The sequence below is a fragment of the Vibrio barjaei genome (assembly GCF_001639065.2).
Taxonomy (GTDB): domain Bacteria; phylum Pseudomonadota; class Gammaproteobacteria; order Enterobacterales; family Vibrionaceae; genus Vibrio; species Vibrio barjaei.
In genome coordinates this window covers 316,530-333,308 of record NZ_LQXO02000053.1, presented here as the reverse complement: position 1 = coordinate 333,308, position 16,779 = coordinate 316,530, and the positions used below count along the sequence as shown (strand labels likewise).

The 16,779-nt window shown below is 44.9% G+C and carries 12 protein-coding genes; 10 read left to right on the top strand and 2 right to left on the bottom strand.

The window, feature by feature from the left end:
- Window positions 1-46 precede the first annotated feature (46 nt).
- The 4 genes from AWH66_RS22130 to AWH66_RS22115 all read left to right on the top strand — a co-directional run bounded on the left by AWH66_RS22130 (window position 47) and on the right by AWH66_RS22115 (window position 3,961).
- Window positions 47-973: an aldo/keto reductase gene (locus tag AWH66_RS22130; RefSeq protein WP_063603431.1), complete on the top strand. Its 927-nt coding sequence runs from the start codon at window positions 47-49 to the stop codon at window positions 971-973.
- Between the two features lie 184 nt (window positions 974-1,157).
- Window positions 1,158-2,456: a peptidoglycan DD-metalloendopeptidase family protein gene (locus AWH66_RS22125; RefSeq protein WP_063603432.1), complete on the top strand. Its 1,299-nt coding sequence runs from the start codon at window positions 1,158-1,160 to the stop codon at window positions 2,454-2,456.
- Complete coding sequence (locus AWH66_RS22120; RefSeq protein WP_063603433.1) at window positions 2,449-3,099, top strand: DUF1007 family protein; 651 nt, start codon at window positions 2,449-2,451, stop codon at window positions 3,097-3,099. Before AWH66_RS22125 ends, AWH66_RS22120 begins: the two co-directional genes overlap by 8 nt.
- Window positions 3,092-3,961, top strand: a complete 870-nt coding sequence (locus AWH66_RS22115) for a hypothetical protein (protein WP_063603434.1) — start codon at window positions 3,092-3,094, stop codon at window positions 3,959-3,961. Before AWH66_RS22120 ends, AWH66_RS22115 begins: the two co-directional genes overlap by 8 nt.
- A 3-nt stretch (window positions 3,962-3,964) precedes the next feature.
- On the opposite strand, the gene selD is transcribed toward AWH66_RS22115, so the two are convergent.
- Together selD and AWH66_RS22105 are read right to left on the bottom strand one after the other, a co-directional pair.
- Complete coding sequence (gene selD, locus AWH66_RS22110) at window positions 3,965-5,008, bottom strand: selenide, water dikinase SelD (protein ID WP_063603435.1); 1,044 nt, start codon at window positions 5,006-5,008, stop codon at window positions 3,965-3,967.
- Between the two features lie 130 nt (window positions 5,009-5,138).
- Window positions 5,139-6,890, bottom strand: coding sequence for a sigma 54-interacting transcriptional regulator (locus AWH66_RS22105; RefSeq protein WP_063603436.1), 1,752 nt, complete (start codon window positions 6,888-6,890; stop codon window positions 5,139-5,141).
- A 525-nt stretch (window positions 6,891-7,415) separates the two neighbouring features.
- Here AWH66_RS22105 and AWH66_RS22100 point away from each other — a divergent pair.
- From AWH66_RS22100 to AWH66_RS22075, 6 genes are all read left to right on the top strand, one after another.
- Entirely contained in the window at window positions 7,416-10,640 is a 3,225-nt protein-coding gene (locus tag AWH66_RS22100) for a molybdopterin cofactor-binding domain-containing protein (RefSeq protein WP_063603437.1), read from the top strand.
- 12 nt (window positions 10,641-10,652) lie between these two features.
- The gene (locus AWH66_RS22095) at window positions 10,653-11,159 is read left to right on the top strand and encodes a (2Fe-2S)-binding protein (RefSeq protein WP_062459114.1); all 507 of its coding nucleotides are present in this window, start codon (window positions 10,653-10,655) and stop codon (window positions 11,157-11,159) included.
- A gap of 11 nt (window positions 11,160-11,170) precedes the next feature.
- Entirely contained in the window at window positions 11,171-12,466 is a 1,296-nt protein-coding gene (locus AWH66_RS22090) for a nucleobase:cation symporter-2 family protein (RefSeq protein WP_063603438.1), read from the top strand.
- A gap of 411 nt (window positions 12,467-12,877) precedes the next feature.
- Complete coding sequence (ygeW, locus tag AWH66_RS22085) at window positions 12,878-14,065, top strand: knotted carbamoyltransferase YgeW (RefSeq protein ID WP_063603439.1); 1,188 nt, start codon at window positions 12,878-12,880, stop codon at window positions 14,063-14,065.
- A gap of 99 nt (window positions 14,066-14,164) precedes the next feature.
- Window positions 14,165-15,367 carry a diaminopropionate ammonia-lyase gene (dpaL, locus tag AWH66_RS22080; protein ID WP_063603440.1) on the top strand — a complete coding sequence of 401 codons (1,203 nt, stop codon included), beginning with the start codon at window positions 14,165-14,167 and terminating at the stop codon, window positions 15,365-15,367.
- Between the two features lie 101 nt (window positions 15,368-15,468).
- Window positions 15,469-16,689 carry a YgeY family selenium metabolism-linked hydrolase gene (locus tag AWH66_RS22075; protein WP_006073544.1) on the top strand — a complete coding sequence of 407 codons (1,221 nt, stop codon included), beginning with the start codon at window positions 15,469-15,471 and terminating at the stop codon, window positions 16,687-16,689.
- The last annotated feature ends 90 nt before the right edge of the window (window positions 16,690-16,779 follow it).

The window sequence follows — 16,779 nt, the reverse complement described above, 5'->3', positions numbered from 1 at the left end:
TAAAACAAGCATAGGATGTTGGCAGACTTAAATAAGGAGATAACCAATGGTTTCGAGTGTTACAGCTGTTTCGAAAGTGACAATGGCGCCAAATGGACCAGAGTTTTCAGAACTGGTTCAGGGGTATTGGCGATTAGCCGATTGGGGAATGACACCGCAACAACGTCTGACCTTCCTTAAACAGCATATTGAACTCGGTGTTACTACTGTTGATCATGCTGATATCTACGGTAACTATGAGTGCGAACGTTTGTTTGGTGAGGCGCTAGCACTAGATAGTTCAGTCCGTGAACAGATTCAAATTGTCTCTAAATGCGACATCAAACTGTGCTCAGATAAATATCCGGATCGTAAGATCAACCATTACGATACCAGTGCAAAACATATTTATGAATCAGTAGATAACTCGTTACAGCGCTTGGGCGTAAATGAGCTAGATGTGCTGTTAATTCACCGTCCAGACGTTTTAATGGATGCTGATGAAGTTGCTGATGCGTTTAATGAACTATACAAGATTGGTAAGGTCAAACACTTCGGTGTTTCAAACTTCTCGCCACGCCAGTTTGAATTATTGCAATCGCGTTTGAGCAAACCACTAGTGACTAACCAAGTAGAAATTAACCCGCTTAATTTTGAAGTGGCTCATGACGGTACGCTAGATCAATTGCAACAACTTCGTGTGTTGCCAATGGCATGGTCAACACTTGCTGGTGGAGAAATCTTCAACGGCAAATCGGAACAAGCGAAGCGAGTCCGAGCAGAGCTTGAGGCAATTCGCACCGAAGTAGGGGCGGTCAGCATCGATCAGGTGATTTATGCGTGGGTTAAGCGTCTTCCTTCGAATCCTTTACCTATCATTGGTTCAGGCAAAATTGAACGAGTTAAAGCAGCCGTTGCTTCTCTAGAAATAGAACTTACTCGTGAACAGTGGTTTAGAGTTTGGGTTGCAGCAAAAGGTCACGGTGTGCCATAACCCCCTTAATTTGCCCTCATTAAATGACGAAAACCTTGCTGTGATTCATGGCGAGGTTTTTTTCTAACAATCGCTGACTTGGCGAATAATGCTTACTGTGATACATATTCTGACACAAACGGTATTTATTATTAGTTAAGGTGATGTTATAACATAACAATTGTGTTTTAGTTATTGTTATCTTATGAAGTCTCCACGATACGTCTTGTTTGCTATCGCTGCTGTCTCTTTTTCCCTCGCAGCATATCTCTCAATAGAACAAGAACAGCCTCAGCCCGAACCTGTAACCATTAAAATTACACCATACAAATCTACGCTGAATAGCCCTGAAACTAGCGCTCCAACCCAAACGACATCGCTGCAAGCAGAAAAGCCTGACCTTGCTAAAGTGCATTACATCGTTAAAGTTGGTGACTCGCTAAGCACCATTTTCAATGCCTGGGATTTGTCGTATAACACCCTGCAAAGTCTACTAGAGGCCGATTTAAACTCGCTGAAACTCGATACTATTAAGCCCGGCGATCACCTAGAAATGGTGATAGATCGAACGACTAACCAGCTCAAGCAATTGACCTATCATGAGAGTTTAGTGGAAAGGGCAGTATATAAACGCTTGGAAGATGGCAGCTACAGCTATGAATTTATTGAAGAGCAAGGTGAGTGGAAAACACATCTCTTCTCTGGAGAAGTGGTTGGCAGCTTTTCGAGTTCGGCGCATAAAGCAGGATTAACGATCACACAGATCGCCAACATTACCCGAGTCTTGAGAGACAAAATAAACTTCGCCAAAGACTTTAGAGCGGGTGATACTTTTAACATTCTGGTCAATGAGCAATACCTGCGAAACCATTTAACGGGTAACACTGAAGTACAGGGAATCTCGATTACAATTAGAGGAAAGGAAGTCGCTGCGTTTCTGGCTGAAGATGGTCGTTTCTATGATCGTGAAGGCAATAGTTTAGAGCAAGCTTTTGACCGCTATCCCGTTGCTAAACCATATAGAAGAATCACCTCACCATTCAATCCACGACGTATACATCCTGTCACTGGACGTATTTCACCACATAACGGTACTGACTTTGCAACGCCTGTCGGCACGCCTGTTCATTCAACCGGTGATGGTAAGGTAATTGCGGTGCGCAACCACCCTTATGCGGGCAAGTATTTAGTTATTGAACATAACAGTGTCTACAAAACACGATATTTACACTTGCAGCGTATTCTTGTGAAACGAGGCGACCATGTTAAACGGGGTCAGAAAGTAGCGTTATCCGGGGCAACTGGGCGCTTAACGGGGCCGCATTTACATTTTGAAGTGCTAGTGCGAAATCGTGCTGTTGATCCAATAACAGCTAACTTGCCAATGGCAACGTCAATCCCAGCAGAAGATAAGCCCGCCTTTATTGCTCGAATCTCAGAATTCGACCAACTTGTAGGTAACAAAGACGACAGTCGTATTGTTCAAGAAAAACGCCATGTTTAATTGGTTCGTATTGAAGGCTTTCTATTGGCGCAGAGTATTCGTTGTTGCTTTGTTGACGCTGGCGACCAACGCCAACGCACATCCGCATTCGTGGATAGGCAACCAGTTAACGGTCAATGGCAAAGGGACGTTGGTGGATAGCATCAGCATGGAGTGGGTGTTTGATCCTTTCACCAGTGCCTACGCACTAGATGGTGATTTTTCAGTCTTCGATAGCGATGAAACAGCGCATAAAGAAGCGGTAAGGTTGATGTCTAATCTATTGAATACGCATTACTTTACTTATTTGTATGTTGATGGCGAACCGCTTAAATTTCGTTTGCCACAGGTCTACGCATTAACTAAGCGAGGACGACGTATGGTACTGACTTTTACATTGCCGTTGTCGCGCGCTATCGATGTCTCGACTCAGGAGCTGGATGTTCAGGTTTACGATAATACGTACTTCATTGATATTTCATGGAAAGACCCGTCGACCATTGCGCTTAGTCCAGACGTAAGTGACAAGTGCAAAATTACCCTTGAAACTCCAAGTCCGTCTCAAGAAATTCTTGATTACGCGAACTCATTAGGCATCGATGAACAAGGAGATGACGACCTTGGTGCCCATTTCAGTCAAAAAGTGAGCATACATTGTGAATAGCTTTAACCGCTGGGTTCAAGCTTTAACGCTGGTGCTAATAGTGGCTGTTTTTGTCACAGTGATTGTGGGTGTGATAGAGAACATTGACTCCCTTAGATGGACGTTTGTTTCGGTACAGCGATCACTGCTAGAGCAACTATCTGACTACTTGGATCGAGTTGATTCTGGCGACTGGCAGGCACTCATTATTACTGCGTTGTGCACATTTGCCTATGGTTTTACTCATTCATTAGGACCGGGGCATGGCAAAAGTGCTGTGATGTTGCTCGCGACAAGCTCAACCTTAAGCCGATGGAAACTAGTTTGGCTAAGCCTACTTATCAATATGTTACAAGCTGTAGTGACGATCTCCATTGTTTTACTTGCCAATCAGTTCTTATCTATTGGGTATCGGGCTTCCATAGGCTGGGTTGCATCCATCAATCAGTTTGTAGGCGCTGGTATGGTAGTGCTTGGCGTCGTTTATTTGATTAAAGGTTGTATCAAGCAAAAACGGCCGCGCGGACCTGAAGTCAGTGCAGTGGTGACATGGAACTTCTCAAACGTTGTATTATATGGATTGCGACCTTGCAGCAGCACGGCATTGATAGGGCTTTTCAGTATGCTTTGGTTTGGTTGGCAACTGTCGTTAGGTTTGATGTTGGCGAGCTTTTTCGGCAGCTTTTTATCGTTAAGCTTAGTGGTAGTGTTCGGTCAAAGCGCTTGGTTTAAGCTGGAATCTTTACTTCATCGTCGACACAAAAACCAAGAGAAACAATGGATGTGGGGTTATGTCGCGGTTTTCGCTATTGCAAGCTTCTATATTATGGTTGGCTGGTTGTTTTGGGAGACAAGTGCAGTACAAATGTCTCCCATCTTGTGACTATTAACGTTCTATTTTAATTTGTGGTTGCTGACTATTGGCTGGCTGAGTCAGTGACCCAATTCTTGTCGCCGTAACACCACAACTTCTGCAGAAGTTCAGCATATCGTTTACGCCGCTCTTTTCTACCGCCAGAAGCAGGCCACCAGAAGTTTGTGGATCGCATAAGATGGCTTTGTCAAAGTCGCTTATTTCACCCAGCATGTGTTTGACTGAGTCATAGTTTCTATGGGTGCCCCCGGGAATGGTGCCTAACTCAATATATTCCTCAACGCCAGGTAACAAAGGGATTGCAGGTAAATCGATATGGGCATCTAGATTGGAGCCATTACAGACTTCAGTAAGGTGACCAAGCAAGCCAAAACCCGTCACATCTGTAATAGCTTTTACTTGTGAAAACTCGGCGAGCTGTTGACCAATCACGTTGGACTCACACATCCATTTAACTGCTAGCCCTTTATGCTCTGGCTTAAGCTGCTTTTTCTTTTCAGCGCTGGTTAATAAACCGATACCTATAGGCTTGGTTAAAAATAGATCACAGTCAGCGGTGGCTTTTGAATTCTGTTTGATTTGATCTAATTTGCCAGTTCCGGTTACGGCTAAGCCAAATATCGGTTCTGGAGAATCAATAGAATGGCCGCCCGCAAGCTCAATACCTGCTTTTTGGCAGACGCTGCGTGCTCCCTCTATAACTTTTCCTGCAATCTCTGGAGCCAATTTGTCGATAGGCCAGCCTAAAATCGCTAGTGCCATAATAGGTTTCCCACCCATCGCATAGATGTCGCTAATAGCGTTAGTGGCAGCAATACGGCCAAAATCAAACGGGTCGTCAACGATTGGCATGAAAAAGTCGGTGGTACTGATAACGCAGTGTCCATCGCCAATATGATAAACCGCGGCATCATCACGGCTAAGGTTGCCAACGATTAATTGATCACTGCTTGGCGTAGGTGTGTAGGAGGCGAGAATTTGGTTAAGGACTTTAGGTGACAATTTACAGCCACAACCGGCACCATGACTGTATTGGGTAAGCGCGATATTTTCCATAGCAACAACTCCGTACGTAAGTGAATTAGGGAGAGAAGCATCAATGGGGTAATAACCAAGTGCAGACTTGGTTATTACAGCGCCCCATTTTAGCTATTGAGAGCGTTCAACAAGAGATTGTCGAAAATAGTTAGCTATAGCACTTCTCGTTCAGACCATATTTTTTGAGTTTTCGATAGAGAGTAGCAATTCCTATGCCTAGTTCTTCCGCGACTAATTTACGGTTGCCTAATCGGCCAATTGCTTCTTCGATTCGGACTCGTTCCATGTCTTCTAAGCTCATTCCTGAATCCTGAATAGGGCTAGGTTTGGGCTCAGGCTGATGTGCTTCAAAGTGAGGGGGGAGAAGGTCAACATCAATCTGTTCGCCTTCCGGTACGATATTAATCAGATACTCTACTAAGTTACTCAATTCACGAACGTTGCCCGGCCAGTGGTAACTGGTTAAACAGCTCATAGCTTCTTCAGACATACCCGGGTAATTGGTACCCAGTTTTTGGGTATGTATGTCCATAAAGTGATGAACCAACAAAGGTACGTCACCTTCGCGCTCACGCAATGCAGGTAGTTGCAAAGGAATAACGTTAAGTCGGTAGTAAAGGTCTTCACGGAACTTGTTGGTAGCAATCATCTCGGCGAAGTTTCGGTTGGTCGCAGAAATAATTCGAATGTCTACTGGAGTAGCTGTGTTAGAGCCAATCGGCATGACTTCCCGCGCTTCTAGTACACGAAGCAGTTTCGCTTGCAACTGCATCGACATATCGCCGATTTCGTCCAGGAACAGTGTGCCGTTATTTGCGGCTTGGATTAAACCAACCCGGCCTTTGCTGGACGCACCGGTAAAGGCACCCTTGGTATAACCAAATAGTTCACTTTCCAGAAGCTGATCCGGAATCGCCGCACAGTTAATCGCAATAAATGGGTTTTGTGCTCGTCCGCTAAGCTTATGAACAGCGTTGGCGATGACTTCTTTACCTGTACCACTTTCACCATTAATAAGAACACTCGATGGGCTCTTAGAAATGCGTGACATGAGTCCTTTCAGCTTTTGCATTTTTGCACTTTCACCGATGACTTCGGCAAATACGGCATTGGTCTCGTAAGGCAGGACAGGGTTATGTGGTTGGTAGAATGACATTAAGAATAATTTGTGACTTCGGCAATTGTAAAACTGACCGACTAATAATTCTTCTCGACGACCAATAGAAACAATATGTTGCTGTTGGTGATCATTACTACCGCGACATTGTGATAGAGGTCTAATATTTATTTTCTTTTCTGGTAGTTCCTGAATAGTAATATTTAGGTTAGCTAGGGCTGGTTGATTGCCATATTTAACGTAGTTATTTTCATCAAGAACTAAAACTCCTTGGTCCATATTGTCAATTAAGTTAATAAAGACATCTTCGAGGCCTTTATTTGGTGTTTGGTTTTCTGTGACTTTTGCCACAACAAGTTGCGCGGTATGTTTTATGTAGTCGGAAAAAAGCTTCGCATTGTCTTTAATAGTCTGTTGAGATTCTTCTGTAAAAGCGACAAGGCTCATTACGCCAATACAACGATCTTCAAGAAGAATAGGAACACCTAGGAAGGCAGTTTCTCGGCACGCATCCTTAGTTGTGCACTCGGCACAGAGCGGATCGGCTTGAGACTTGATGAGTGTTTTTTCTTCTTTTGTTTCAATGATGTATCTAAAAAGTCGTGAGCTGGCGTTGAGTTTTTTTCCAAAAAATTGGCTATAGGGGCCTGTTCCCGCGATACGGACCAAATCCGCGTCAACCACTTCAGCATCCACCTTGAGAACGGTAGACAGCATCTGGGTGAATCGGATGATGGTTGGCTGTATAGCCATGAGTTCGGAAGCGTTCTTAGTTTCAGGCATAATGTTTTAATCGTTATTAAGAGAATGACATTCTATTTTTAATTACTCCTTATGAGTTTGATTTAGGTCAGAGACAAATGTACACGCCTGTCAATTTTCAGAGCTTTGGTATCTGGGTCACATATTTATCAATACGCACTTTTGAATAAATAAGCATTATTTCCATTTGATGTCTGAAAATGAGAATTTCTCCAAATGAGTCTATCAACCCGTGAGGCTATCAAATTGATAGTCTCACAATGATAATCTGCAATTTTCAGGTTTATAAATAAATTAACTTAGATTCGAGTATTTTATAGCTAAGATATATATCGCCGTTATATCAACCGATAAATAAAATCTCCATCACAGTTTTTTAGGTAGTTCATTTTTAACAAGAATATTTATGCTGACGATTGACTTTATGAAATTAATGGCTTGATAAATGCTTTGATCTAGCTTTCCGGCACGCCTGCTTTACTGCTCTATTTCGTGGGCGTGCCGCGAATCGTGATGCACACCTCATTCAACCAAGAGGGAGTTATTATGAATGAAGCTGGCTTAGGCAGCAGAATGCCTCGAGTAGATGGACGAGCCAAAGTAGAAGGTACGGCAGTTTACGGCGACGATGTTCACATATCGGGTTCTCTTCACGGAGTTTGCCGTTACACAGATATACCTGCGGGTAGAATTCTTTCTTTAGATACCACGGACGCAATGAAAGTCCCTGGCGTCGAGCGAATCATTACTTATGACGATATTCCAGGAGACCCCAAAGTAGGGGTGATCATTCGAGACTTTTACCCTATATGTCAGGAATGGGTACGTTTTAGTGGTGATGTCATTGCACTCGTTATTGCAGACAGTTACGAGACTGCTTGTGAAGCAAGTGAAAAGATCCGAGTCGAATATGAACCATTTCAACCCGTTACTGACCCAGAGTCAGCGTTAGAAAGTGATGCAAGACTGATTCATCCGGATAAAGATTCTAATGTCGTTAACACTCACCACACCGTTAAAGGTGATGCAGATAAGGCCATTGCGAAGGCCGATGTGGTTATCGAACACACCTATCAAACGCACTATCAAGAACATGGCTATATTGAGCCAGAATCAATAACCACTTATCTCGACCCCAATAATAACGAGCTGACTATCGTTGGTTCGATTCAAAACCCTCATAGAGTAAGAAGCTTTGTAGCCGGATTCCTTGGCATTCCACAAGCAACCATCAATGTGAAGCGTTCTGTGCTTGGTGGCTCGTTTGGTGGTAAAGATGACACCATTGATCATCTTGCTTGTCGAGCGGCGCTATCCACTTACCTTACCAAGCGTGCAGTCAAGTTCTCCTATAACAGAGAGCAATCGCTCATCGAAAGCACCAAACGTCACCCATACACCATGCGTTACAAAGTAGGCGTATCGCGTGAGGGTAAAATTGAAGGGATTAAAATCAACATCATCGCGGATGCTGGTGCCTACGCGACATGTACACCGTTTGTAACTTGGCGCTCTTCGGTTCAAGCCGCTGGTCCGTACGATATTGACCATGTTCGAGTAGACGTGACAGGGGTTTACACTAACAACAGCGTATCGGGTGCAATGCGTGGTTTTGGTTCTCCTCAGATTATTTTCGCCCACGAATCCTTGATGGATGAGATAGCACTAACATGCGACATCGACCCAATTACTGTGCGTGAACGCAATGTTCTGAAACAAGGCTCCTTGAGCATGACAGGGCAATGTTTTGACCAGCACACGGTCTCGGCATCAGAAGTATTGAAAACCGCAGCAGAAAAGTCTCAGTTTTATGAGCGCATGGCGGAAATGAACGCTAAGAACAACGTCAATTCGCCCATCAAATATGGTATTGGTTTAGCGCTTAGTTATCGTGGTTGTTCTTTAGGCGCGGAAGGTGCGGATAACTCCACCGCGTTATTATCGTTAAATGCAGACAGCAGTCTAAATATCTCTACTGGTGTGTGTGAAAACGGACAAGGCCTGCAAACTACCATGGCGATGATAGCGGGTGAAGTGCTAGGTGTGCCTTTGGATATGGTGCGTTTCTCAGAGTCGCCTACGAGCCTAATCGCTGACGGCGGACCAACCGTTGCATCTCGCGCCACAATGACGGGCGGTAATGCGGTGAAACTCGGCGCAGAAACCATCCGAGCTCGTTTGTTTGATACCATAAAATCCGACCTCGAAGTCACGCGAATTGAAGACACTACATGGCGAAACGGTCAGATTAAATCGAACTTACAATCTGATATTCAAGTGCCACTGCAAGAGGCGATTTCACGTTGTCGTCAGCAAGGGATTAACCTTGCGGCCTACGGTTGGTTCGATCCACCGCCGATTCACTGGGATGAGGAGAAGGGCACAGGCTCACCTTACTTTACGTGGGTTTACGGCTGCCAAGTTGCAGAAGTAAAAGTAGACACCTCGACCGGTAAAGTAGATGTACTTGGGGTAACCGCAGTACACGATGTAGGTAAGGTCATTAACCCTGTCGGTTTTGAAGGCCAAGTAGCGGGTGGTATCGCTCAAGGTATTGGATTCGGTATTTTAGAAGACTACAATATCGAACAGAGCGAAGTGAAATCCGACAACTTCGACACCTACTTAATGCCTACCATCAAAGACATTCCTAACCTCAATATCCACGCGATAGAAAACCCCGACCCAGCAGGCCCTTACGGCGCGAAAAGTATTGGTGAACCTGCCGCAGAGCTCGCAGCTGCTGCCATCGTTAATGCTGTTGCGTTTGCCACTAAAAAACGTCACAGAACGTTACCACTGACACTGGAGCAAGTGTACTTAGGCTACAACCTTAAAAAGCCAGTACGTCAAAGCGAGCTCTTATGCAGCGGTGATAACCATCATCAAGTGAACCGCTTGTGCGATCTCAATGTGACTCGACCTGAAACCTTGGGTGAGGCGTTGTCGTTAATGCAGCAAGGTTCAATGACTATCTTAGCGGGTGGTACCGATGTGCTTGTTCAGCATCGTTTGCAAGAAACCGCAGCACCGCTACTCGATATCACGGGCCTCAAAGAGCTAAAAGCCATCACTCACGAAGGTAACAGCATAATGATTGGTGGTGGTGCATGCATCACTGATGTAGTGGAGCACGAAGAAGTCCGTCACCACTTCCCATTATTAGCAACAGCATGCAAAACCATAGGTTCAACACAAATCAGAAACCGTGCAACGTTAGGTGGCAACATTGCCAATGCAGCACCATGTGCCGACTCAATTCCGCCGTTGATCGCTTACAAGGCAGAAATTGAGCTAGCGTCTGAAAAACAAGTGAGACGTTTACCTATTGCTGAGCTTCTTAAAGGTGGTTATCGCACGGACATTCAACCAGATGAGCTACTGACTAAGATCATTCTTACGATTCCAGATAAACCATTCGAGCTAACCGAATACGTTCAACTAGGACGTCGTAATGCACTGAACATCACGCGTTTGAGCTTGAGCTGTTTGATGAATGTCGAACAGGGCATAGTCAAAGAGTGTCGCCTCGTTGATGGCGCACTATTTAGCTACCCACGACGCTTGTATCAAGTAGAAGAAGTATTGTGTGAAACCACGTTAGACGAGCAGGTTGTTGGCCGTGCTATCAGCGTACTATCAGACATTATCGAAACAGAAATTGGTGGACGTTGGTCAGCGGCGTACAAACAGCCTGTTTATCTGAACATGTTCCGAGAGCTTATGTCGGAAATCCAAACCAAGCTGTCAGATGGCCAGTCGTTAGCATAGGAGTGCATTTCAATGGTTAAAGAAACAAAACAAATATCGCTAACGGTGAATGGCGGTGTGTATAACCTCGAAGTCACGGGTAATACACGGCTACTCGACATGTTAAGAGAGCAATTGTCACTTACTGGCACGAAAGAAGGGTGTGCGGTAGGTGAGTGCGGTGCATGCACCGTGATTAAAGATGGCAAGCCGGTTTGTTCTTGTCTGGCACTAGCTGTTCAGTGCGAAGGCAGTGAAATCGTCACCATTGAAGGGTTAAGAAAGGACCCACTGGGTGTGGTTCTTATGGATGAGTTTTTGACCACTGGAGGAACGCAGTGTGGTTTCTGTACACCGGGCATGATCATCAGTGCTTGGGCGTTGCTTAAACGCTATCCAAACCCGACTGAAGAAGAAATTCGTGATGCTCTGGAAGGCAACCTGTGCCGATGCACTGGTTATCAGCCGATTGTAGAAGCAATTAGGCGCGCCACAGAGTTTTGCAACATTCCTCAATCTCAAGTAGAGCACAGCCTATAAAAGGAAGCAGTATGGAACTCCTCTATGAATTAGACGAAAAACCCCCGTATGGCGTTACCTTATTTCTCGCAATACAGCACATGTTGGCATCAATAGGAGGTATTGTCGCAGTGCCGCTTATTGCGGGTAGCGCAATTGGCTTGCCGCCACAAGACATTGTCACGCTAATCAGCGCGTCATTGCTTGTGTCTGGTTTGGTCACTATTGTGCAATGTATCGGCTTTAAGCAAATCGGAATCCGACTCCCCGTCGTTATGGGGTCGAGTTTCGCCTTTATTGGCAGCATTATCGCCATTGGCAAAACTGAAGGGTTGGATGCAGTGCTTGGAGCCGCATTTGTAGGGTCATTTCTAGTGGTAGGTTCAAGCTTTTATATGAGCCATATTCGCAAGCTATTCCCTAACATTGTTAGTGGTGTGGTTGTGACCTTGATTGGTCTAACTATCTTACCTGTAGCAATGAACTGGATTGGTGATGCCCCTCAAGGTCACCCTGAGTTCGCGACGCTGCCGAAAATATTCTTGGCAGCCGCTTCTTTAGCCGTGGTGATAGGCGTTTCGGTGTTCTGTAAAGGCGTCGTTGCCGCATCGAGTATCATTATTGGTTTAGCCGCAGGCTATATGATGGCTATTCCATTGGGAATGGTCGATGTTACTCAAATTGCCGAAGCGAATTGGGTGGCAGCACCTATGCCCCTACATTTTGGGATGAGTTTTTCCATCCCAGCCATCATTACCATGAGTTTGGTCTATTTGGTGGTGGTTGCAGAAGCAACAGGAGACTTTATGGCACTGGCAAGCAACTGTCGTGTTGAGCTGAAAGGTAATGACTTGAAAAAAGGGCTGTTAGCCGATGGTTTAGGCAGTACCTTTGGCTCGTTCTTCTCAGCCATGCCAGTGGCAAGTTTCAGTCAGAACGTTGGTATCGTCGGTATTAGTGGAGTCGCTAGCCGCTTTGTCGTCGCAGTGACAGGCTGTTTGTTGGTACTTGGTGGTCTGTTCCCTAAATTTGCGGCATTAGCGGTGACGGTGCCAAAACCTGTGCTTGGTGGGGTTGGTTTCGTTATGTTCGGTATGATTGCTTACGCGGGTATTCGAATGCTAATGAAAGCCACGGATTCACGACGTAATGCGATTGTGGTGTGTGTGGCGTTAGCATCAGGTTTGGCGGTTACCTACGAGCCTAATCTGCTGCGTCATTTCCCTGAGAGTTTGAAACTTGTTTTCCATTCTGGCATCACCACAGGCACCTTAGCTGCCGTGACGCTAAACCTTATCCTTCCTAAGTCAAAAGCCAGCAAAGAATAACTCTTCTAAGACACTCTTCTCACCCTGAGAAGAGTGTCTATCATCCAATATCAATATGATACTCACCCTTTTACTATCGCTATCAAATTGGTTTCGGCGCTCTAGTCAGACTGATAGTTGAGTCTGTCATCGTTTTCATCCTTTCAATCGCCAATCGACGAGCCCTTATAACACGGGGCTTTCAAAGAAATTTCATTCTTTTTTATTTGATACGAATTATTGGCACAGAACTTGGAATATAAGAACCAGTGACAGAAATCTGAAGGCCAGACGATCGGCCAGTTAGGAGTAAATACAAATACAAACAAGAGGGCAAATACGCTTTGTTAGCCTGTTAAATATAAATAGCATGCGAATATTATCTTGAGTTGTATTTTTTATAGTTAATCTAGATGGATAATGGGATAGCAAATGAAAAATATGAATGAACTGATTAAAGAAATTTCTCAACTAGAATCAAAACTTCACGATAAAGACTTTCTATTAACGTGGGAGCAAAGCCCAGAAGAATTAGAAAGAGTATTAAAAACTGCACAAGTACTAAAAACCATGCGTGGTGAAAATATCGCCACTAATGTATTTAAAAACGGCCTAGGCATTTCCTTATTTAGAGACAACTCGACTCGTACTCGCTTTTCTTATGCTTCCGCTATCAATATGTTAGGCCTAGCACAACAAGATCTTGATGAAGGTAAATCTCAAATCGCTCACGGTGAGACTGTTCGTGAAACAGCGAACATGATTTCTTTCTGTGCTGATGCGATTGGTATTCGTGATGACATGTACTTAGGTGCTGGTAATGCTTACATGCGCGAAGTAGGTGAAGCGTTAGATGATGGTGTTAAAGAAGGCGTACTTCCTCATCGTCCTGCATTGGTTAACCTACAGTGTGATATCGACCACCCAACACAGTCTATGGCTGACCTAGCTTGGTTGGAAGAGCATTTCGGTGGTTTAGATCAACTTAAAGGTAAGAAGATTGCGATGACTTGGGCGTACTCGCCAAGTTACGGTAAGCCTCTATCTGTGCCACAAGGCATCATCGGTCTTATGAGCCGTTTCGGTATGGATGTCGTGCTAGCACACCCAGAAGGCTATGACCTGATTCCTGAAGTTGTTGAAGAAGCGAAGAAAAACGCACAAGAGTCTGGCGGTAGCTTCACTCAAGTAACTTCGATGGAAGAAGCATTCAAAGATGCAGACATCGTTTATCCAAAATCTTGGGCACCTTACAAAGTTATGGGCGAGCGTACTGACCTGTTACGCGCTAATGACCATGATGGACTAAAAGAGCTAGAGAAAGCGTGCTTGGCACAAAACGCACAGCACAAAGACTGGCACTGTACTGAAGAGATGATGAAGCTAACTAAAGGCGGTGAAGCGTTGTACATGCACTGTCTACCTGCTGATATCACAGGCGTGTCTTGTGAAGAAGGTGAAGTAGAAGAGTCTGTATTCGAGAAGTACCGTATTGCGACTTATAAAGAAGCAAGCTGGAAGCCATATATTATCGCTGCAATGATTTTGAACAGAAAATATCAAGATGTAGCTGGCGTTCTTGACGAACTATTAAAAGATTCAGCAAAACGAGTTAAATAAAGCACTCCCGTAATATTTACCCTAAGTAAAAAGGGTATTACACCTCGCCTTAACTCCTTTCTAAGGCGAGTGTGTAAATGGATTAAATAAGGTATCGCTATGTCAAAGTTGAATTTTAATATTCATATTGCCGATAACCAGCATTTTAATGGACGCCTCTCCGATCAGTTTTCCATCAGTGAAGCCGAAAAAGCGCGCCGATTTCATTTGCAATTAGATGGCTATCAACCAACACCTCTTCACAATCTAACTCACCTTGCAAAAGAGTTTGGTGTGAAGAACATTCTTGTTAAAGACGAAGCGTATCGCTTTGACCTAAACGCATTCAAAATGTTAGGCGGCGTATACGCTATTGCACGACTCTTGTGTGATGAATACAAGATGGACATCGACGGTTTCAATTTCGAAACTTTCAAAACTCAAATCAAAACCAAAATGACCTTCGCAACGGCTACTGATGGTAACCACGGTCGTGGTGTCGCTTGGGCGGCGAATCAACTGTGTCAAAACGCAGTTGTCTACATGCCAAAAGGCGCAGCTGATGAGCGCGTTAACAACATTCGTGCCCTTGGCGCAGAGTGCATTGTTACTGACATGAATTACGACGATACCGTAAGACTAGCCATCAAAACCGCTAACGAGCATGGCTGGAAAGTGGTTCAAGACACGGCGTGGGAAGGCTATACCGAGATCCCAACATGGATCATGCAAGGTTATAGCACCTTGGCAGTGGAAGCCGTTGAGCAAATGGTTGAGCTAGGTTTGGATAAACCGACGCACGTGTTCTTACAAGCGGGTGTAGGCGCAATGGCTGGTGGCGTATTGGGCTATCTGGCTGAATATTGTGGCCCAGGTCAGCTTCGCTCAGTCGTTGTGGAACCAAACCAAGCAGACTGTATTTATCGTTCAGGTATTGCTGAGACTGGAGACATGGTCAACGTAGACGGCGATCTTGCAACCATCATGGTTGGTCTAGCTTGTGGCGAGCCAAACCCATTAGGTTGGGAAGTGCTTAAAAACTGTGCCACTCAGTTTGTTTCCTGTGAAGACCGTGTAGCTGCGTTTGGTATGCGCGTATTGGGTAACCCTCTAAGTGGCGATCCTGCGGTTATCTCTGGTGAGTCCGGTGCGGTTGGTTTGGGTCTATTGGCAGCGGTGGAATACAGCCGTGAAAAAGAGAGCCTAAAAGAGCATTTAGCGCTTAATAAAGATTCTGTTGTTTTGGTTATTAACACTGAAGGCGACACAGATCCTGTGCACTATCGCGAAGTCGTTTGGCAAGGTAAGCACGCGACAATCTAAAACAACGTAGAAAAAAGTGACAAAGAAAGATTAGTAATTTCAAGCATTAACACTCCCAGTGGGGCAAGGCTCCATTGGGAACAGAATTTGGAGTAGTAACAATGACTGTAAGTATCCCTTTTGCAACCGTATTGGAAAAAGCGCAAGAATACAAAGCTGATATGTCTCGTTTCCTTCGCGATATGATTGCGATTCCAAGCGAAAGTTGCGACGAAGAAAAAGTCGTTCTTCGCATCAAAGAAGAAATGGAAAAAGTAGGTTTTGACCGCGTTGACATCGACCCAATGGGTAACGTATTAGGTTGGATTGGTAACGGTCCTACACTGATCGCAATGGACGCGCACATCGATACCGTAGGTGTGGGTAATCTAGACAACTGGAACTTCGACCCATACGAAGGTATGGAAGATGATGAAGTCATCGGTGGTCGTGGTGCATCAGACCAAGAAGGCGGTATGGCGTCGATGGTTTATGCAGGTAAGATCATCAAAGACTTGGGCCTAGAAGACGAGTACACATTGCTTGTGACTGGTACGGTTCAAGAAGAAGATTGTGACGGCCTATGCTGGCAGTACATCATTGAAGAAAGCGATATTCGTCCTGAATTCGTTGTGTCCACTGAGCCTACAGATTGCCAAATTTACCGCGGTCAACGTGGCCGTATGGAAATTCGTGTAGACGTATCTGGTATTAGCTGCCACGGCTCTGCACCTGAGCGTGGTGATAACGCTATCTTCAAAATGGGTCACATTCTTAACGATATCGAGAAATTGGCTGGCAACCTTGGCGACGACCCATTCTTGGGTAAAGGTACGCTAACTGTGTCTGAAGTGTTCTTTACTTCTCCAAGCCGCTGTGCGGTAGCAGATAGCTGTGCAGTATCTATCGATAGACGTATCACTTGGGGTGAAACTTGGGAAGGCGCAATCGAAGAGATTCAAAACCTACCTGCAGTTCAGAAGTATGGCGCGAAAGTGTCTATGTACAACTATGACCGTCCTGCTTACACCGGTTTGGTTTACCCAACAGAGTGCTACTTCCCAGCATGGAAGATCGACGAAGACCACATTGCAACTAAGACTCTAGAAGCATCTTACGAGCTACTATTCGACAAAAAACCACTTGTCGACAAATGGACGTTCTCTACTAACGGCGTATCTATCATGGGTCGTTACGGCATTCCAGTTATCGGCTTTGGCCCAGGTAAAGAGCCAGAAGCTCATGCGCCAAACGAGAAAACTTGGAAAGAGCATTTGGTGACTTGTGCAGCAATGTACGCGGTTATTCCTCAAATGTATCTAGAGAAAAAACGTAACCAATAAGGTAGTACCTCGCGCTAACACGTTGAGTTGTATCTGTTAGCGCGTGACGACTCACGTCGTTCTCCATCCTAGAGTGCCAACTTGTGTCTG